General features: G+C 75.8%; 14 protein-coding genes and 1 pseudogene. 6 read left to right on the top strand and 9 right to left on the bottom strand.

Annotation, left to right across the window (positions count from 1 at the left end; all coding sequences use genetic code 11):
• The first annotated feature begins 115 nt into the window (after nt 1–115).
• Nucleotides 116–781 (top strand): response regulator, encoded by a 666-nt coding sequence (locus tag BL253_RS04115; RefSeq protein ID WP_076813641.1) that lies wholly within the window; start codon nt 116–118, stop codon nt 779–781.
• A 19-nt stretch (nt 782–800) separates the two neighbouring features.
• Here the strand turns inward: BL253_RS04115 and BL253_RS04120 are convergent, their stop codons facing one another.
• Entirely contained in the window at nt 801–2,663 is a 1,863-nt protein-coding gene (locus tag BL253_RS04120; RefSeq protein ID WP_241834501.1) for a GAF domain-containing sensor histidine kinase, read from the bottom strand.
• Nucleotides 2,664–3,559: 896 nt separating this feature from the next.
• On the opposite strand from BL253_RS04120, the gene BL253_RS04125 reads away from it, so the two are divergent.
• The 4 genes from BL253_RS04125 to BL253_RS04140 all read left to right on the top strand — a co-directional run bounded on the left by BL253_RS04125 (nt 3,560) and on the right by BL253_RS04140 (nt 6,906).
• The gene (locus BL253_RS04125) at nt 3,560–4,240 is read left to right on the top strand and encodes a cysteine dioxygenase (RefSeq protein WP_076813642.1); all 681 of its coding nucleotides are present in this window, start codon (nt 3,560–3,562) and stop codon (nt 4,238–4,240) included.
• 53 nt (nt 4,241–4,293) lie between these two features.
• Complete coding sequence (locus tag BL253_RS04130; RefSeq protein ID WP_076813792.1) at nt 4,294–4,674, top strand: rhodanese-like domain-containing protein; 381 nt, start codon at nt 4,294–4,296, stop codon at nt 4,672–4,674.
• Nucleotides 4,675–5,590: 916 nt separating this feature from the next.
• Nucleotides 5,591–5,959 (top strand): WhiB family transcriptional regulator, encoded by a 369-nt coding sequence (locus BL253_RS04135; protein ID WP_076813644.1) that lies wholly within the window; start codon nt 5,591–5,593, stop codon nt 5,957–5,959.
• 425 nt (nt 5,960–6,384) lie between these two features.
• Complete coding sequence (locus BL253_RS04140; RefSeq protein ID WP_096335904.1) at nt 6,385–6,906, top strand: SixA phosphatase family protein; 522 nt, start codon at nt 6,385–6,387, stop codon at nt 6,904–6,906.
• A gap of 210 nt (nt 6,907–7,116) precedes the next feature.
• Here BL253_RS04140 and BL253_RS04145 read toward each other — a convergent pair.
• From BL253_RS04145 to BL253_RS04160, 4 genes and pseudogenes are all read right to left on the bottom strand, one after another.
• Nucleotides 7,117–8,655 (bottom strand): annotated as a pseudogene (locus BL253_RS04145) (alpha,alpha-trehalose-phosphate synthase (UDP-forming)).
• 605 nt (nt 8,656–9,260) lie between these two features.
• The gene (locus BL253_RS04150) at nt 9,261–9,524 is read right to left on the bottom strand and encodes a hypothetical protein (protein ID WP_076813646.1); all 264 of its coding nucleotides are present in this window, start codon (nt 9,522–9,524) and stop codon (nt 9,261–9,263) included.
• Nucleotides 9,525–9,629: 105 nt separating this feature from the next.
• Nucleotides 9,630–11,141, bottom strand: a complete 1,512-nt coding sequence (locus tag BL253_RS04155) for a hypothetical protein (RefSeq protein ID WP_076813648.1) — start codon at nt 11,139–11,141, stop codon at nt 9,630–9,632.
• Nucleotides 11,134–14,019, bottom strand: a complete 2,886-nt coding sequence (locus tag BL253_RS04160; protein ID WP_081437975.1) for an FtsK/SpoIIIE domain-containing protein — start codon at nt 14,017–14,019, stop codon at nt 11,134–11,136. Before BL253_RS04160 ends, BL253_RS04155 begins: the two co-directional genes overlap by 8 nt.
• Before the next feature lie 481 nt (nt 14,020–14,500).
• Between BL253_RS04160 and BL253_RS04165 the strand changes: the two genes are divergently transcribed.
• On the top strand, nt 14,501–15,013 hold the full coding sequence (locus BL253_RS04165) for a phosphatase domain-containing protein (protein ID WP_076813649.1): 513 nt from the start codon (nt 14,501–14,503) through the stop codon (nt 15,011–15,013).
• 59 nt (nt 15,014–15,072) lie between these two features.
• On the opposite strand, the gene BL253_RS04170 is transcribed toward BL253_RS04165, so the two are convergent.
• The 4 genes from BL253_RS04170 to BL253_RS04185 form a co-directional block, all read right to left on the bottom strand.
• Entirely contained in the window at nt 15,073–15,612 is a 540-nt protein-coding gene (locus tag BL253_RS04170) for a MerR family transcriptional regulator (RefSeq protein ID WP_071052541.1), read from the bottom strand.
• 741 nt (nt 15,613–16,353) lie between these two features.
• Nucleotides 16,354–16,839, bottom strand: coding sequence for a bifunctional nuclease family protein (locus BL253_RS04175; RefSeq protein WP_076813651.1), 486 nt, complete (start codon nt 16,837–16,839; stop codon nt 16,354–16,356).
• A 508-nt stretch (nt 16,840–17,347) separates the two neighbouring features.
• Nucleotides 17,348–18,199 carry a transcriptional regulator FtsR gene (gene ftsR, locus BL253_RS04180; protein WP_076813653.1) on the bottom strand — a complete coding sequence of 284 codons (852 nt, stop codon included), beginning with the start codon at nt 18,197–18,199 and terminating at the stop codon, nt 17,348–17,350.
• A 16-nt stretch (nt 18,200–18,215) separates the two neighbouring features.
• Nucleotides 18,216–18,764: an FHA domain-containing protein gene (locus BL253_RS04185; protein WP_076813796.1), complete on the bottom strand. Its 549-nt coding sequence runs from the start codon at nt 18,762–18,764 to the stop codon at nt 18,216–18,218.
• Nucleotides 18,765–18,858: the final 94 nt, after the last annotated feature.

Raw genomic sequence — 18,858 nt, forward strand, 5'->3', positions numbered from 1 at the left:
GACAGCGGGTCTGGCGGGGTCAACGGTGTCAGAGGTATCAGCGGACATTCCCGCATCGGCGAGTGCCCAGAGCAAAGCGACGGGCTTTCCGGCGGGCCTAACCGGAGCACCGGCGGTGGCCACCGGCGAGCCGGCGCCACCCCCTGGCCGCACGATCCGCGTTTTCCTGCTCGACGACCACGAGGTCGTCCGCCGCGGCCTGCGCGACCTGCTGTCCGAGGAGCCGGACATCGAGATCGTCGGCGAGGCCGGCCGCGCCGACGAGGCCCTCGAGCAGATCATGGCGCTGCGGCCGGACGTCGCCGTCCTCGACGCCCGGCTGCAGGACGGCAGCGGCATCGAGGTCTGCCGCCAGGTCCGCTCCAACGACTCGACCATCGCCTGCCTGATCCTGACGTCGTTCGACGACGAGGACGCCCTGTTCACCGCGATCATGGCCGGGGCCGCGGGCTACGTGCTCAAGCAGATCCGCGGCGCGGCGCTCGTCGACGCCGTCCGCCGCGTCGCCGCCGGCCAGTCGCTGCTCGACCCCGAGGTGACCCCCCGCGTCCTCTACCGGCTGCGGCAGGGCCCCGCCGAGGACGAGCGCCTCGCCGGCCTCACCGACCAGGAACGGCGCATCCTGGCCCTCATCGCCGAGGGCCTGACCAACCGGCAGATCGCCAACCGCATGTACCTCGCGGAGAAGACCGTCAAGAACTACGTCTCCAGCATGCTCTCCAAGCTCGGCCTCGAAAGCCGCACCCAGGCCGCCGTCTTCGCCACCAAGCTCGGCACCTGAGCCGCGCCGCCGGGTCTCGCTAGGGGCGGGGCAGGCCGGGCGGGGTGGGGGCGGCGGCCCAGTCGGGGGCGGGCTCGCGGCCCAGGAGAGGGACCTGCCAGCGCACGCGGGTGCCGACGCCGCCGAGGCCCGGGCCGAAGTCCATGTGGCCGCCCAGGTCCATGGCACGGCGGCGCAGGTTCGCCAGCCCGCTGGTGACGGTCGCGCCACCGGGACCGACGCCGTCGTCCTGGACCTCGACCAGCACGCTGTCGTCGCCGGCCCGGACCAGCACCCGCACCCGGGTCGCCCGCGAGTGCCGGGCGATGTTCGACAGCGCCTCGCGCAGCGCCGCGAGCAGGTGCGGATGGATCACGACGGGCACCCGCTCGGCCGGCCCCTCGACCCGCACCGTCGGGCGCAGCCCGAGCGAGTGCTCGGCCTGCCCGACGATCCGGTCGATCTCGGCCCGCAGCTGGGCACCGTCCGGCGTCGGCGAGGCCAGCGAGAAGATCGTGTGCCGAAGCTCCGAGATCGTCTGGTCCAGCTCGGCGACCGCCCCGGCGACCCGGGCCGCCACCGGCGGCGGCACCGACCGCGCGAGGCCCTGCAGCGACAGCCCGGTGGCGAACAGCCGCTGGATGACGACGTCGTGCAGGTCGCGGGCGATGCGGTCGCGGTCCTCGAAGACGGCCAGGCGCTCCCGGTCGCGCTGCAGCCGGGTCAGCTCCAGGGTGAGCGCCGCCTGCCCGGCGAAGGCGGTCGCCATGTCCAGGTCCAGCGCGCTGAACGGCGCCACACCGCCCGACCAGCCCTGCGCCGCCGCCCCCACCGCGGCCGGCACTCCCGGCGCGGCACCCGCCACTGCCTGGACGCCGAGCAGCAGCCCGCCGACCGGCCGGCCCGCGACGGCCATCGGCACCACCATCACGCACGCCAGCGCCAGCCCGTCGGCCGCGTCCCCGAGCAGGTCGGGCAGGTCGCCGGCGCCGACCACCTGGGCGTGTCCGGCGCGCATCACCTCGACCAGCTGGCTGCGGTCCACCGGCAGCGACCGACCGCGCAGTGACTGCGTCCCGGGCCCGTCGGCGTTCGTCACGACGAACCCGGTCCTGGTGTCCGGCAGCACGATCGCCGCCAGGCACGCCGACGTCACCTGCCGGGCGCGGCGGGCGACCAGGTCGAGCGCGGCCCACGGCTCGCTGACCGACACCAGGGCCGCGGAGATCTCCCCGCTGGCCGTGTGCCAGGCCTGCTGGCGGCCCGCCTCGTCGCGCAGCCGGGCGTTCTCGACCGCGAGCCCGGCGGCGGCCGCCAGCGCCGTCACCAGCTCCTCGTCCGCCCCGGTGAACGAGCCACCGCGCTTGCCGCCGAGGAACAGGCCGCCGCAGGCGACCCCGCGCACGGCGATCTGCGCGCCCAGGAACGTCTCGAACGTCGGGTGGCCCGCCGGGATCCCCATCGCCTCCGGGTGACGGGCGACGTCGTCGGCCCGCAGCGTCCCCGTCTCGCGCAGCACCTTGGCGAGCAGCCCCTGGCCGGCCGGCAGCCCGCCGAGGCGGGCCGTGTCCTCCGTCTCGGCGCCCACCTGGATGAGGTCGGCGATCCGCCCGTCGGCCCCGAGCACGCCGATCGCGCCGTACTCGGCGTCGGCGAGCCGGCAGGCGGCCTCGACCGTGCGGCGCAGCGTCGCCGGCAGGCTCGGCTCCTGAGCGGCGCCGACGACCACGTCGACCAGGCCCCGCATGCGGCCCTGCCCGGCCAGCGCGTCGTCGACCCGGTCCCCCAGCCGGGTCAGCATCCGCTCGATCCGGTCCTCGAGCGGGGCGCCCGGCTCGGCCTGGACGGGCGCGGCGAACGGCACCGACGGTGGAACGCGCGCATGGCCGGCCTCGCTGGTCACCTTCCAGCACCTCCCACGCGCCTCGCCGGCCCGCGCCATGCTGGCGAACCTGTTTCACCCTGGCGACGATCAGCCGCCCCGAGCTGCACAATACGACGCCCGGCCGGGTAGAAAGTCCCGCCCACCACGACAGAACGCTACCAATGCGCTCCCGAGGGCCGCGACGCCACTTCCGACCTACCCGAAAGGGTCAAAGCGTGGCGGACATGTGACGACCAGGCCACACAACAGTGATCCACCCGGTTCGCCGGAACGCGTGCCGAGGCGGGCGGCCACGGCGGCGCCGACCCTCCCGCGTGCCGCGCGGCTGGTCGGGCGACGGTGGTGGCCATGGGGCGATACCATCGCCGCATGGCAGTCGTCCTCCTGCTACACAGTGACCGCGTCACCGACCTGGGTCGGCTGGCCAGCGGCATGTGTACCGAGGCGGCCGCCCCCGTCCGCTGACCTTCGGCCGGCTTTTGGACAGCCGAAGGCAGCGCCCGCCGAACGGGACAGGCTCCGCGCGACCGCGCCCCAGGGCACAGCCGTCCGCCGACGGCACGGCTTGAGCGCCTCCCGCGCTCGCGCCGGTCGGCCCGAGGCCGCGCTGTGGTCTCCGACCGCCAGCCCCGGTTGAGCGCTGACAGCTCGGCCACGGAGGCCTCGCCCGCACAGCTCTGGACTGACGGCCCACCGAGGCCACGGTGGCGGACCGATCCCAATTTCCTATCTTCCCGATCGGGAAAGGTTTTCGATCGGCGGCGCCGATCAGCTCCGGACGTGCCAGGGCCGGCGGCACGCCCGGCCGGGTTCCCGCCCGGCGGGTCGCCGCCAGCCGTTCCCGCCGCTCGCCCGACTCGCATCGCTCTCCTGACCCTCGCGCACGCCGCGCGCAGCACCCCCTGGAGCCTCACGTGCCACTCGTCCATCCCGCGATCCTCGGCCTGACGGCCGCGTCCGCGACCCGTGAGGCCGAGGATCCCCCGCCAGCCGCGCCCACACCTGTCCCGGCCCGCCCGCGGCTGGGCGGCCCACCGACCGGCGGGCTGCCCAGGGACCTGCTGCCGGCGGGGCTCGCCGACGCGGTGCTGCGCGACGACGACGGGGCGCTCGACCTGGCGACGCTGGGCGACCTCGCCGGGCGGTTCGCCGCCGCGAGCTGGCTGTGGCGGCCGATCGTGCGCCACGACCAGGGGCGGCGCTGGTACACCCGGCTGCTGCTGACCGGCGTCGTCGAGGTGTGGCTGATCGGCTGGACGCCCGGTCAGCACACCGCCGTGCACGACCACGGCGGGGCGCTGGGCGCGCTCGCGGTCGCCGACGGCGCCGTCGAGGAGGACATCCACGACCTCAGCCGAGGATCGTGGCAGGGGATCGAGACCCGCCGGCACACCCGCGGCCACGTCGTCGGGTTCGCCGCCGACCACGTCCACCGGATCATCAACCGCGACGGCCTCGCGGCGACCACCGTGCACGTCTACTCCCCACCGGAGCTCCCCTTGCGCTACGAGCCGTCCGGCGCCGCCCGGATCCCGGCCGCCGCCCCCGTCCCGCCGGCCGTGACGGCCGCCACCGCCGGGGCGGCGGCGCTGTGACCGCCGTGACCGCCCCGGCGGCCGGCGAGGCCTCGGGCAGCCGGGTCGACGCCATGCTGGCCCGCGCCCGCGCCCGCCTGCGCCGGCTGGACCCGCCCGACGCCGCCTCGGCCGTGGCCGCCGGCGCGCTGCTCGTCGACATCCGCCCCGCCGCGCAGCGCGCCGCCGAGGGCGAGATCCCGGCCGCCCTCGTCATCGAGCGCAACGTCCTCGAATGGCGGCTCGACCCGACGAGCGACGCCCGCCTGCCCGTCGCCACCGGAGACGACCTGCACGTGATCGTGATCTGCTCGGAGGGCTACACCTCGAGCCTGGCGGCGGCCGCGCTGCAGGAGCTGGGCCTGTGCCGGGCCACCGACGTCATCGGCGGCTACCACGCCTGGGCCGCCGCCGGCCTGCCCACCGCCGCGCCGGCCGAACGCGTGACCGCCTGACCGCCTCTGACCGCCGGCTGGCGCACCGGCTCGGCGCCGCGCGCGGCGCCCGCCTCACCCGTCCGGCGCCACCCTGGGCACCCGCCTGGGACACGCCCGTGCCCGCGCCCCGCCGACCCCTCGCCCCGGCGGCCGGCGGCCTTGGACACGGCGCCGAAACCCGCTGGCGCCACGGCCCGGACAGGCATACGGCACCGGATGCCATTATCCGGAACAGGCCCCGATTTCAAGGGGCCGGCGACCGCTGTGGTACTACGCACACTTCGCCGCGCGGCGGGGCCTCAACCGGGTCGCGGGCCTCGTGCTCCGAGCGCGAAACGCGGCGACGGCCGCAGGACGGAAGCGGCGCCGARCCGCCTCGCGCCCGCGGGGCCGCCGGCCTCGCCCTGGCGGCGGCCTTGGCGAGTCGCGCGGCGGAAGTGCCTGCATAGCAGGGGTTCCGGGAGTCCCGACCGCACCGGCCCGGCGGCTCGGCGATACCGGCGGCGGCCCGCCCGGCGGGTCGCGGCGCGCCCGTCCGACGGGGTGCGGCTGAGGCCGGGACGGCGTGAAGAGGGGGTATCACGACGCCTCGGGGGTATTCGGACGTCCGCGTTCCGGAACCCTTGCTATCCGGTCGAGAGACGTCTACGTTTCCCCGTTAACGAGACGAGACGGGTTCGTTTCCACGCAGCGGGGCACCGGTCACCGACCGGGTGAAACACCCCGCATCCGCACGGATCACCCGGGGGCTACTCGGCTCAACCTGGTCGGACCGTCCTTTGGCGCGCCCTTTTCGGGCCGCTTCGACGGTCCTCCGCACGCCTGTCCGCATTGCACTCGCAGGAGACGGTATGCCCAGTCAGCCCACCGTGCTACTCACCAGTAACCCGGTTGTCCTGCCCCGCACGGAGTGCGTCCGCCCGGAAGGAGCCCGATGAGCGCCGGAGTCCCCGTCCTTCCCGGTCGTGACCTGCCGCCCCAGCCGTTTGGCCCGGGCTGGCCCGCCTACTGGCGTCAGGACGCCGCCTGTCGCGACGGCGACCCGGACGCGTTCTTCCCGCCCGACGGCCGCAACACGAAGGCCCGCGCCGCCGCCGAGACCCGCGCCCGCAAGATCTGTTCGACCTGCGCCGTACGGCGGCCGTGCCTGGCCACCGCCATCTTCCGCCAGGAGGAGCACGGCGTGTGGGGCGGCCTGACCTCGGATCAGCGCGCGAACCTGATCCCCCGTGGCCGGATCGACGCCGAGGAGGCCCTCGTGATCGCCGACCGGCTGCTGCCCGTCGTGACCGTGGCCGGCTGACCGGTCAGGACCGCCGGCTCCAGCCGCACCAGGGCACGACCAGCACCACCGCCACCTGGCCCGCCGGCTGTGACCAGCCGGCACCCCCAGACCCCCGGAGGCGATGCCCCGGGAGGCGGGTCCGGCCAAGCCGCGACATCGCGGGCCAACCGGCGTCTCTCCACCTCGCGTCGTCACCAGGCGGGGTACCCACGCTCATCGGCGTGGGTACCCCGCTTCCGTGTCCTGCGCGTTCGGAATAGCCTTGTCTGAGCCGTACACGTCGCCCACCGGGTTGGCGGCCCGACGGCGACGACGGTCACGGCTACAGCCCGTCACCACACGCGAGGAGGACCAGTGTCCGGTGACGCCCCGGGCGTCCCCAGCCGCTCCCCTCGCCAGGTTCCGCGCCCGGCCGGCCGCGCCGGCGGCCCGGCGGCCCGGTGGTGAGCGCCAGCCGGCGGCTGATGCTGCTGCGCCACGCCAAGTCCGACTGGGCCGACGCGGAGACACCCGACGCCGAGCGGCCGCTGTCCCGTGACGGCCGCGAGGCCTGCAAGCTCGTGGCCGAGCACATCGGCGTCGAGCGCCTCGCCCCCGACCTGATCCTGTGCTCGTCGGCGCTGCGCACCCGCCAGACGCTGCAGCGGATCGCCGCCGCGCTGCCGCCCGAGGTTCCCGTCCTCACCGAGGACCGGCTCTACCTGGCCGGGCCGGACGAGCTGCTCGCCCGGCTGCGCGAGGTCGACGACGGCGTCCCGAACATCCTGCTCCTCGGGCACAACCCGGGCATCCACGCACTGGCCGTCGGTCTGCTCCCGCCGCCGGACCGGGTGAAGATCTCCACCTTCCCGACCGCGGCGCTCGCCGTGCTGGACCTGGGAACGCGGCGCTGGGCCGAGCTCGGCCCCGCCAGCACCCGGTTCGGCTCCTTCGTCACCCCGCGCGGCCTGCGCCACGCCCTCTAGTTCTCCTGCGGACGCGCGCTCCGCGTCATCGTTCCCCGCCCACAGCCAACGGCACCTGCCACCGCCCGGACATGGGCGCGACGATCCAGCGGACACGTCCCGCCAGGCGTCGGAGGAACGGGCGCGGGCGGCCGCCGGGTCCCCGCACCGGGCCCGGGTGCGTGCCCCCGGCCCGGGCGGGTCGAGGGCACGCGGGGCCGGGAGGGGGGATCAGGCGATGAAGCCGGCGATGCGGCGCAGATCGGTGAGCTGGTCCCCCAGCCAGCGAGCCACGTCGTGGGTGCGGACCTGTTCGGCGGCCGCCGCCAGCCGGCGGTGGCGCTCCTCCAGCGGCATGGTCAGCGCCGTGTAGAAGGCGTCGGACATCTGCTGGATGTCGAACGGGTGCAGGGTGACGGCGAACTCGCCGAGCTCCTCGTGCGCGCCCGCCGTCTCCGACAGCGCCAGCACCCCGCCGCGCCGGTTGACGACCGCGACCTCCTTGGCGACCAGGTTCATCCCGTCCGCGATCGCGTTGACGACCAGCACGTCGCAGATCGAGTACGCCGCGACCGCGAGGGGGAAGTCCTCCACCATCCGCAGGTCGATCGGCTGGCGGCCTTCCTTCGTGTACTTCGCGTTGATCTCGGCGACGACGCCGCCGATCAGCGCGATGTAGTCGGCGTACTCGGGCACGTCGGTACGGCTCGGCTGCAGCAGGGCCAGGAAGCTGACCTTCCCGACCAGCTCGGGATGCTGCTCGAGAAGCGTGCCGAACGCTAGGAACCCGCGCACCACGTTCTTGCTCGGGTCGGTCCGGTCGACCCGCAGCATCAGCTGCCGGTCCTCGTCGAGGAAGATGTAGCGCAGCATCGCCACGTGGGCGTTGACCTGCTCGCTGGCCAGCGTCGTGTCCAGCGCCGCCGGGTCCACGGAGATCGGCTAGTAGCGAGCCCGCACCGTCCGATCACCAACGGTGATCGTCAGGGCGTCGAGGTCGATCGGCAGGCCGAGCAGCTCGCCGGCGCACAGCACGAAGTTGCGCGCGTAGCGCCGGGTGTGGAAGCCGACGACGTCGCTGCCGAGCAGCCCGGTGAGCAGCCGCTCCCGGATGTCGGCGGGCAGCACCCGCCACTCGTCCGGCCCCGGCCACGGGATGTGGACGAAATGGGTGAGCACGACGTCGGGGCACTGCTGGCGGACGTGCTCGGCGACCAGGTAGAAGTGGTAGTCCTGCAGCAGGACGAGCGCCTTGCCGCCGCGGGCGCGCACCTCGTCGGCCACCGCGTCGGCGTAGGCCCGGTTGACGGCGGCGTAGCCGTTCTCGAAGGCGTCGTGCTCCGCCTGCGTCAGCACCGGAGACAGGGAGCGGCCGTAGAGGCCGTGCTGGACGAACCACAGGATCGGGTTCGACCAGATCGAGTAGAAGTCCGCGTAGGCGGCCGGGTCGGTGACGACCATCCGGACCTTGATCGCCGGCCCGTCGGGCACGGCGTCCCCGAAGCGGGGGTCGACCAGGTGCGGGGTGGGATGGGTCTGCACGAGCAACGCCTGGCCGGTGGCCTCGCGGGCGACGGCGGCGTCCTCCTCGGTCGCCGCCCCGCAGACCCAGACAGCGTCGTCGAGATGCTCGGCGAGGCCGGACAGCGCGGAGACAAGGCCGCCAGCGCCCCGGTTGACGGTACGGCCCGAGGCGTCCCGGTCGAAGCTGACCGGGCCTCGGTTCGACAACAGCACCAGCGGCAGGTCAAGCACATCAGTGTGCGCCACGTGGGGAGGCCCTCCTGGTGGTCTCTGTTCAGTTCCGCTTCTTCGGCATGAGGGAGCACGGTGGTTCCTGACCATGCTCCGGCGGCCCTCGGGCGGCGGTCCCGCCCGCCCTGAGCCTCGAGAGGTCCCGGGTATGCCGAAAGAGGCGCGATCTAGGTGGTCGCGCCCCGGACGCCTCCCCGGGAGCCCCGGCCGGGAAAGGCCGTGTCTTGTCAGATGCCCGCACTGCCTCCTTCCGGTGAGCGGCCTCGTCTCCGCTCACGCCCCTGGCGTCTTGCCTCGCCCGGCGCCGCGCGAGCGGCTCCTCGGCGCGGCGCCTCGGGATGTCAGGTCCACACCACCCGGGACCGGCGGACGGCCCGGGCATGTCCGTGCGACGAACACTCGACCGCACGGGTGTCAATTCGGACTGTAGCCAGCCGCCGAGGTCGGGCGCACCGGGTTGCGACCCCACCAGCCGGTTGTTACCCAACCCTTCACGCGGTTACTACCACCGCCGCACGCCCACACCACGATCCCCTGTGGCACAGGCGACATTGGGGTGCACCAGGCGGACGGGCGTGTCGTGCGGGCCGGGGCCCGGCCAGGTCGGACCGGCGGGCAGCCTAGAGGCTGTCGCGGTAGTCGCGCACTTCCTGGACCGCGGAGCCGAGCGACGCGAGTGAGTTCGCCAGCGTGTCCCGGGTGTCGACGAGGGCGCTGGTGAGCAGCTCGACCGCGTGGTGCTCGCTGCCGTCCGTCGCGGCGATCACCATCGCCTGCGCCTCCTCCAGCAGGGTCAGCGCGCCCTCGAGCTGGCCGGCGACCTCCTCGGCCCGCCGGAACGCCTCGTCCAGCTGCGCCTTGACCTCAGCGATCGAGCCTGACACCCCATGCCCCGTTCCTTCCGGCCCCCGCCTGCCTACCCCATCCAGCCGTCGGGCGTGCCGGCCGCCGGCGCTCCCCCGCAGCGCCGTCAGCCGACCCCGACGCGGCTAGCGGCGCCGCCCCGCGCCCCCGCCGGCGGCGGGCTGCTCTGGCTTCGACGCTCCGAAACCCAGACCGAACCGGACCGCGCCGGCCAGCGACGCGAGCGACAGGATGATCGCCGCGGGCGCCGTCGGCGCGACCCGGGCCGTCGCCAGCACCACCGCGCCGGCGGTCCCGGCGGACAGCAGCGCCGAGCGCACCGCCGCCTTCGGCCCGCCGTCGGTGGCGACACTCACCAGCGCGGCGCCGGCGATGAGCCCCGCCGCCAGGCACGGCAGCCCGTCCGTGTCGAGGAACAGCCGTGCCGCGGCGCTGAGCAGGCCCGCCAGGACGCACGTCCCGGCGGTCACCAGGCCGATCGACAGGCTGGAGGAGGCGCGCTGCACACCGCGCAGCTCCGCGGCCGTGGCCAGCGCCCGCATCCACAGCCGGCGGGCCTGCTCGATCTCCGCGGCGACGTTCAGCCGCCCGTCCTCGGCCGGACCGCCCGCGGCGGCCGGCGCCCCGGCCGGCCGCGGCTCGGTGGGCGTGGTATGCCGGCCCGCCCGGGCCGCGGGCGGGCGGGCACGGCGGTCGCCGCCGCCGCGCCGCGAGGGCAACGACCGCCGGCCGGTCCCCTCGTCCTCGAGACCGATGCCGGGGAGCGCCTCGATGGCCGGCACGCTGCCGCGCACCTGCTCCAGGTCGTCGACGCCGAACGAGCCGAGGGGCTCGGAGACCTGCCCCCACACCCTGCGCACCTGGCCGCGGATCTCGGCCGCGGCGTCGCGGTAGCTCTCGGCGAGCGCGAGTGCCTCCTCGTGACCCGCCCGCAGCCGCGCCTCCCGCTCCCCGCGGGCCCGGTCCTCGTCGGCGAGCAGGTCCGCGAACCGGCGGGCCGCGACCCGCGGGTCGAGCAGCTCCAGCTCGGCGGGGTCACCGGCCCAGCCGGGCACGCCCGCGGGACCGGTGGGCTGGCCCGGGTGAGACGGCGCCGGGCCGGTGGCGGCCGGCACCGGCCGCGGGAGCGCGGGCAGCGCCGGCAGCAGCGCCCCCGACCCGCCGGCCGGCTGGCCACCCGCGCCGGCGGGCACGGCCCCCGTGCCGAGGCCCTCGGGACCGCCGCCAGGGCCAGGCCCGGCGTAGTCGGGGCCGGCGGCATCGGCCAGGCCGTGGCCCGCGAGGCTGTAGTCGAGGCCGGCCTCGTCGGCGTCGCCAGGGCCGGCGTCCAGCGCGTACGCGTGGCCGACCGCCGGGTCGTGGCCGCCAGCGTGGGAATGGTCGTCGGGGCCGGCGCCGGAGGCCGGACCGGCCGGGCGATGACCGCCGGCCTCACCCAGGCTAGCGGCGGGCCGCTCCTGGGCGCGGCCGGGCATGGTCCGCGCGGGCGGCTCGTGGCCGGTCGAGGCGGGCCGGCGGCGGGCGCCCAGCGGCCGGGCCGCCGGGCGGGGCGCGCGGGCCGCGGCAGCCGTGGGAGCCGCCGGGACGTCCTGGTCGACGTCGGGGAACCACGGGACGATCCGGTCATGGTCAGCCACTGGCCCCGCTCCCTCCTAGCTCGCCCGCCGCGCCGAACGCGCCCGCCGGGTCCTTCGCCGCGCCGAACGCGCGGGCGGCGTCGTCGCCATCCCCCGCATCCAGCGGCGCAAACGGGACGACGGTGTGCGGCTCCGGCCGGACATGTCGGTCGAACAGCACCCCCCGGTTGGGTGCCGTGCCCGCGGCGACCGACCGGTGCCCGGCCAGGGCGAACAGGTCGCCGCCGGGCACACCGACCGACACCCAGGCGGCGACGTCGTCGCGGTGGCCGGGGCCCAGGTCGTCGAGCAGCCGCGACGGCCCGCGCCACCAGCCGAGCACGTGGACCCGCACCGCCGGGCCGCGCCGGGTCACGAGCCGAAGGTCGTCGAGCCCGGTACGCCGCCCGGAGCCGCTGGGAGCCTCCAGCGCCGCCCGGCCGGCGTCCGCGGCGAACAGCACCAGCAGCCGCAGCGGGAAGCCGCCGCGGCCCTCGCCGGTGTGCCCCACGTCCTCGCGCCGGGCCACCTCCGCGGCGGTCTCGGTGACGACGCCGGCGAGCCCCGTGATCCCGGTGACGGTCACCGCCGTCCCGGCCGCGCGCAGCGTCGCGGCCAGGTCGTCGACCGCGCCGAGGGCCTCCAGGCTCGCCGCGACCAGGTCGACGCGCAGCCCCCCTGGGCCCGCCTGGGCGGCGACGCTGCGCACCGCGGCCTGCAGCACTCCGACCGCCTCCCGGCGCAGTGGGCCGAGAACGGCGAGGTTCCGGCCCGGCTGGGCCGACAGCCGCACCCCGACGGCCGGCGGCGTGAGGTCCAGCGGCGCGCCGACGAGCGCCACCGGGTCGACCGGCGCCGCCGGGCCCAGCGCCGCCGCGGGTGCGCGCAGCGCGGCGAACGCCGGGTTCGTGTCCAGGACGGCGGGGGCGTGGCCGACGAACACCCGCGGCGGGCGCGGGGCGTCGACGGTGGCGGCGAGCGCCTTCGCCAGGCTGGGGCGCAGCACGGCGAGCGTGTCGGTGTCGGCCCGGGCGACCCGGACCAGCTCGTTGCCCGCCGGGTGGCCGTTGCGCCGGTTGACGACCGCCTGCCCGACGCCCGACAGCGCGCCCGCGGCCTCGTTGTTCGTCGAGAGCAGCACCCGCGACTCGCTGATCGACGTGCGCAGCGCCACCCGCAGCGCGAACTGGCCGAAGATCGACCCGCGCTTGCCGGCGGTCGCGTCGAGCGCGTCGATGCCCGAGAGCGTCTGGCTGGCCAGCAGCAGGTGGATGCCGTAGGCGCGGCCCTGGCGGGCGAGCGTCTCCAGGTGGGCGACCGCCTCCCGGGCGACCGGGTCGAGCGGGGTGAGCATCACCTGGAACTCGTCGACGACGACGAGGATCCGCGGCCAGGCGCTGGTGCGGTCGTTCGCGCGCAGTCCGCGCAGGTCGCGGGCACCGGCGGCGCGCATCGCCACCGCCCGCCGGGACATCTCGCCGCGGACGTGGCGCAGCACCGCGACGCCGAACTCCCGGTCGCTGTCCATCCCGACCGTGTCGGCGTGCGGGAGGAAGAACGGGTCCCGCTCGCGCGGCCCGAACTGGGCGAACTCCAGGCCCTCCTTGAAGTCCAGCAGGTGCATGCGCAGCTGGTCCGGGCCGTAGCGGGCGGCCAGCCCGTAGATGATCGTGAGCAGCAGGGTGGACTTGCCCGCGCCGGCCTGCCCGCCGACCAGGCCGTGCACGGTGTCGTCGTCGAAGCCGAGCAGGCAGGGGCCGTCGGCGCCGAAGCCGACCGGCACCGAGATCCCCGCCGCGCTGTCGAACTCCCACAGCCCGTCGGGCAGCAGCGCGCCGAGCCCCGGCGCCCGGGAGGCCGCGTCGGTGGCCGCGCGGGCCACCGAGCCCGCGACGGCGGCGACCAGGTCGGCCGGCGGCGGGACGTCGAGCGCGCAGTCCAGGCCGGGCGCGAGCGAGCAGCGCCACCGCGCGGGGCCGGCCGCGAGCAGCGACACCTCGTTCGGCAGCGGCCCGGAGGCCGGGCGGCCGGTCGGGGCGGCGTCGGGGTCGTCCGGCTCCGTCACCGCGACGATGTGGACGCCGCAGGCCGGCCCCTGGGCGGCCAGGCCCAGCAGGGACCGGGACGCCTCGTCGGGCAGCGACGGCCAGGCGAGCAGAACCAGCACCCGCCACGGCTCGGACCGCGGCAGCCCGGCGTCCTCCCGCTCGCGCAGCGTCGCGAACGAGCCGCCGAGCCGGTCGACGGTCACCCGCCCGACGTGGCCGGACAGCTCCGCGAGCGCCGTCTCCAGCGCGGCGCGGGTGGTCAGCGTCGGGCCGACGACGCCCGCGGCCCGCAGCGGCGCGAACCCGGCGATCCCGGCGCCCAGCTCGAACGGGTCGTAGACGGTGAGCTCCACCCGGCCCGGCGGCACCGCCGCCAGCACCCGGGTGAGCAGCCCGCGCACCAGCTCGACCGCCTCGGCGCGCCGGGCGCGGGGGGCGGTGAGTCGCAGGTTGCCGGCGTCCAGCAGCGGTACCGCCAGCGGCACGGCCCTGCCGCCCGCCGGCGCCAGCACCCGGCCGACCCGCCACAGCCCCGGCCGGAACCGCCCGGCGGCACCGGCCGCCACGCCCTGGGTACCGACGGAGCCGGGGGTGCTGAACGCGGACCATGCCGACGCCCCCCAGCCCGCGCTCGCAAGGCCCCGGGCCTGCGCGTACACCAGCTCGGTCGCCTCCGCGAACGCGGTCCCGAGCGCGGCCCGGCTACCGGGACCCTCGGGCGCGTCGGCACCCGCGGCCGCGCCCGTGAGCCCGTCGGCCCGCCGGTCCAGCCGGTCGGCGACGGCGAGCGCCCCGGCCAGCGAGGACTGGACGGCCGCCGCGAGCGTGCGTGCCCGCCGGCTGCCCGACACCGCAAACCTCCCCGCTCCGCGCCGATGGCGTGACGATGACGCGGCGCCGGTGCCGACTCGGACGGCAGCCGCCATAGTGGCTACCAACGTCAACACTCACGCTAGCCCACAAAGGCCGGGCGTCCGCGACCCTTTGCCGGACTCCGGTCGTGACTCCGTTGTCGGGCAGCATGACCCACGCCGTCTGGACCGTACCGGAGAGCGCCGTGATGTGACCGCCCGGCCGCCCCCCGGCCCGTGTCCACCCGTCTTCCGCCGCTGGCCGCCGCGCCCGACGGCCTTCCCGCCACCCCGGGACCTCCGCGCCCGGGTCGGGCCGGGTGCCCTCGCCACGGCCGGCCGGCCGGCGGCATACCCCCCGGGGCCGAGGGACGGCGGCGGAACCGGCCAGTATGGGACGGACAAGGCGGGCGTGCGGGGGTGGCACCCGGGTGCCGGCGGGGCCACCGGCCAGAGGCCGGGCCTGCGAGGGAGGACCAGCGTGGACGAGGCGGGCGGGGCCGGCGAGGCGGGCGCACAGCGGCCGGTCGCGGTGATCGACGTGGACGGTGTGGTCGCGGACGTCCGGCACCGGCTCGGGTTCCTGCGCCAGCGCCCGGGCGACTGGAACGCGTTCTTCGCCGCCGCGACCGCCGACCCGCCGCTGCCTCAGGGTGTCGACCTGGTCCTGGGCCTCGCCGCCGACCACGACGTGATCTGGCTGACCGGCCGGCCGGAGCGGTCGCGCGCCGACACCGAGCGCTGGCTCACGGCCCACGGGCTGCCCATCGGGATGCTGCGGATGCGGCCCGACGACGACCACCGCTCGGCCCGCGTCTTCAAGCGCGCCGAGCTGCGCCGCCTCGGCCGGACCCGCCAGGTCGCCGTGGTCGTCGACGACGACCCCGCCGTGGTCACCCTCCTGCAGGACGACGGCTGGCCCGTCGTGCACGCTGACTGGCTCCCCTACGAGGACACCCTGAAGAACGCCCAGGAGATCGAGGGCCGCACGTAGGACCAGGCGGGTGCGCGCAGCGGGCGCTCCGCGCCGGTCGCCAGCCGGCGTAGGGCCGCTTACGCGGAGCTGCGGCGCGCGCGGCGGCCGGCGAGCTCGTCGCCCGGGTGGGCGGCCGCCGGCTGGCCGAGGCGCTCGCAGGGCAGTGAGGCGAGCTGGCCGCGCATGTCCTGCACCGCCCGGCCGACGGCGATCGCGAACACGCCCTGCCCGCCCCGGACCAGGTCGACGACCTGGTCGTCGGAGGTGCACTCGTAGACGGTGGAGCCGTCGCTGATGAGGGTGAGCTCGGCGAGGTCGTCGACACCCCGGCTGCGGACGTGCTCGGCGGCGGAGCGGATGTTCTGCAGCGACACGCCGGCCTCGAGCAGTTTGCGCACCACCCGGAGCACGAGGATGTCGCGGAAGGAGTAGAGGCGCTGGCTGCCGGACCCGGTCGCGCCGCGCACGCTCGGCACCACCAGCCCGGTCCTGGCCCAGTAGTCCAGCTGCCGGTAGGTGATGCCGGCGGCGGCGCACGCGGTCGGGCCCCGGTAGCCGACGTCGTCGCCGGGCGGGCCGGGTAGCTCGTCGGGGAAGAGCTCCCCCTGCTCGATCATTGCCGTCCCGTTCCCGGTCGCCACGCCCCCGACCTCTCACTCGTGCCTGCAGCGGGGACCGGCCAGCCCGGCCACCGACGGGTGTCACCGCCGTCGCGTCCAGGGAGCCAGCGGGCGCTCGAAAGCGATCTTTCTTCGCGCGCCCGGCCGGGGTTCCTGCCGGATCGCGAAGCGATCTGGGAGGCCCGGTCGTCCCTGAGGTCACCAAGGGGGCGGGTCGGATTCATGTCCGCGCCTCCTCTGACCGCGAGCCCTCGGCGCGCGCCCGCCGCTCCGGGCGCGCCTGGCCGGCGCGCCGCCTGCGTGGCCATGCCTCCCCCGCGGCGCGGCCACCTCGTCCCGACCGCCAGGTCGGTCCCCCAACCGGACACGGCGGCACCCGAGCCCGACGCGGACCTCCCGACCGTAGGAGCGCCGCGCCGTACCTTCAACGATCCAGTTCGGCGTGTCTCCCGTCCAGCCGACAGAACTCACCTACCGGACGGACCTGCCACAAACGCCCACCATCCGCGGCGCAAACCACCACAACCAGCCCACAACGTCTTCAGCGTCACCCAAGCTTCTCGCAACCAGATTTTCAGACTACGCCAGCAATCCGCTCGTCACTGCCCAAACGCCGTCGACCCCGCACATGCCGCGGGATACCGCCGGACACGCGGCGGCGCGGACCGAGCCTGGGCATGACTCGGCCCCGGCCGCGTCGAACGCGGGCGGGGCCGAGGTGGACGACGGGCCCCCGGACTACGAGCCGGGGCTGTTGAAGTCCTCGGGGGAGATCGTGTCGAGGAACTCGCGGAACTTCTCGAGCTCGCTCTCCTGCTCCTGTTCCTGCTCCTCGGGCACGGTGATCCCGGCCTCGGCGAGCACCGCCTCCACGCCGTAGACCGGCGCGCCCATCCGCATGGCCAGCGCGATCGCGTCCGACGGCCGGGCGGAGACCTCGACGCCGTTGGCGAACCGCAGCGTCGCGAAGAACACACCATCCTGCAGGTCGGTGATCGTCACCTGGGAGAGCTCCGTCTGCAGCGCTCGCAGCACGTCCCGCATCAGGTCATGGGTCATCGGACGCGCGGTAGTGATCCCCTCCTGCGCGAAGGCGATCGCCGTGGCCTCGACGGCACCGATCCAGATGGGCAGATACCGCTCGCCACCGACCTCCTTGAGCAGGACGATCGGCTGCTTCGAARGAAGCTCGACTCGCACGCCGACGATGTCCAGCCGATGCACCGATCTACCTCCTCGTGCGGGTGACCCGAGAACACCGGTCGACCCCCGCCTCGCCCGGACGGCCACCCCACCGCCGGGCCCTTGACCATCACCCACAATGACCGGGCCCGGAAACCCCACTCTGGAGACAGTATCTCCGCCGCGACCCACCCGTCAGCGCGCCGGTGAGTTCCGTAGGTCCCGGCCACCGCACGACGTCGTAAAACCACCACCCGGCCACGGACCGTCGGCACGCAGACCGCGCGCCACCCGGACGAGGGTCGTTCCGGTTCGGGCCCCGCCACACGTCGGGGCCCGGCGCCCGATGTCAGCCGCGCGAGCTCCAGCGCTCGGCCTCCGGGCGATATCGCCCGAGAAGTCCGGGACTGAATCCGAAGATCCGCGAACGGACCAGTCCGACCGCGCCTCCGACGTGGAGGCCCGGGCTCGGCCCCGGGGCGACATCGCGCGGGAGCCTGGGGGCGAACCCGCCAGGGCTCGCGAACAGGCTCCCGCCGATCGCGTCCGACTAGGTCCGGGAGCCGAGGCGGGCGCGCAGGAGCGCGGCGTGCAGGCGGACCAGCAGCAGGGCGAGCTCGTCGACCGAGTCGCGGGGCAGGTCGTCGGCGTCGGGGGCGGCACCGGCGCTACGCGGGGCGCGCAGCGGGGCGACGGCGGCCTCGATGAGGCCGGCCTCCCGGTCGGCGGCGGCACGGGCGGCCCGCAGGTGACGGGCCTGCACGCCGTGCGCGGCGAGCAGGCCGACGGTACGGGCGACGACCAGCGCGTCGGCGTCGTAGTAGCCGCCGCCAGAGACGGCCCGCAGCAGGCCGTGCCGCTCGAGCTCGGCGAGCGCCTCCTCGTCGAGCCCGCTGGCGGCGAGCAGCTCACGGCGCGACATCCGGACCCGCTCGGCGCCGAGCAGCACGTCCAGGCCGGTCGCGGGCGGCGTCGCGGGCACCGCGCGCGGGCCCTGGGGCGGCGCGGTCGGCACGTCGCCGCGGTCCATCGCCGCCAGCTCGTCCTTGATCACACGCAGCGGCAGGTAGCGCTCCCGCTGGGCGTGCAGGACGAAGGCGAGCCGGACGACGTCCGCGGCCGAGTACTTGCGGTAGTTCGCGCTGGTCCTCGCCGGCTCGACCAGGCCCTCGGCCTCCAGGTAGCGGATCTTGGACAGGGTGATGTCCGGATAGTCGACCCGCAGCCGGTCGAGCACCTCGCCGATGTTGAGAACCTTGGCGTTGTGCCGGGCGTCCGCCTGGGCGTCGGGCACCGGGCGGCCGGTGTGGCGCGCTGGGCGCCCGACCCGGGACTGGCCCGAGCCCAGGCTCGACGGAGCTGGCGCCGCGGCCGCCGCCGCGGCCGACAGCCGGGCGCTCACCGCGGTTCCCCCGCCCTCACAACGGACCACCCCCCGAGTAGGGGGACCCGGTCAGGAACACCAGCCGGAACTTGCCGATCTGCACCTCGTCCCCGCTGGTGAGGTCGGCGGAGTCGATCCGCTCCCGGTTCAGGTAGGTGCCGTTGAGGCTGCCGACGTCGCGGACCGTGAAGCCCTTGGTGTACGGGGAGCGCAGGAACTCCGCGTGCCGGCGGGACACGGTCACGTCGTCGAGGAAGATGTCGCTCTCCGGGTGCCGCCCGGCGGTGGTCAGGTCCGCGTCGAGAAGGAAACGGCTGCCAGCGTTCGGGCCTCGCTTGACGACGAGGAGCGCCGAGCCGGGCGGCAGCGCGTCGACCGCGGCTACCGCCTCCCGTTCGCTGGTCTCCTCGGCCGGGTCGCCGTCGACGCGGTGCAGGGCGGCGGTCGCCAGGTTCAGCGTGGAGGTCTGGTCCCCCGGCGGCTCGGGCGCCACCGGCTCCCCCGGCCGTACCAGGGGTGACCCGCACCGCGCGCAATACAGCGCGTCGGGTGGGTTGTGCTGTCCGCACCTCGTGCAGAACACCGTCTCGTCCGCCTCCTGCCGATGCCCGCGGGCACGGGCCACCGGCCGCTCGGGCCACCGAGCTGGTGGCGAGAACGTCATCTTCCGAATCCGG

The organism is Pseudofrankia asymbiotica, assembly GCF_001983105.1.
In the GTDB taxonomy this organism is placed as follows: Bacteria; Actinomycetota; Actinomycetes; order Frankiales; family Frankiaceae; genus Pseudofrankia; species Pseudofrankia asymbiotica.

Excerpts from the sequence above, each read along its gene's own strand:
- BL253_RS04130 (WP_076813792.1), top strand. The coding sequence starts at position 4,294 with ATGCTGGCCCGCGCCCGCGCCCGCCTGCGCCGGCTGGACCCGCCCGAC.
- BL253_RS04135 (WP_076813644.1), top strand. The coding sequence starts at position 5,591 with ATGAGCGCCGGAGTCCCCGTCCTTCCCGGTCGTGACCTGCCGCCCCAG.
- BL253_RS04170 (WP_071052541.1), bottom strand. The coding sequence starts at position 15,612 with ATGATCGAGCAGGGGGAGCTCTTCCCCGACGAGCTACCCGGCCCGCCC.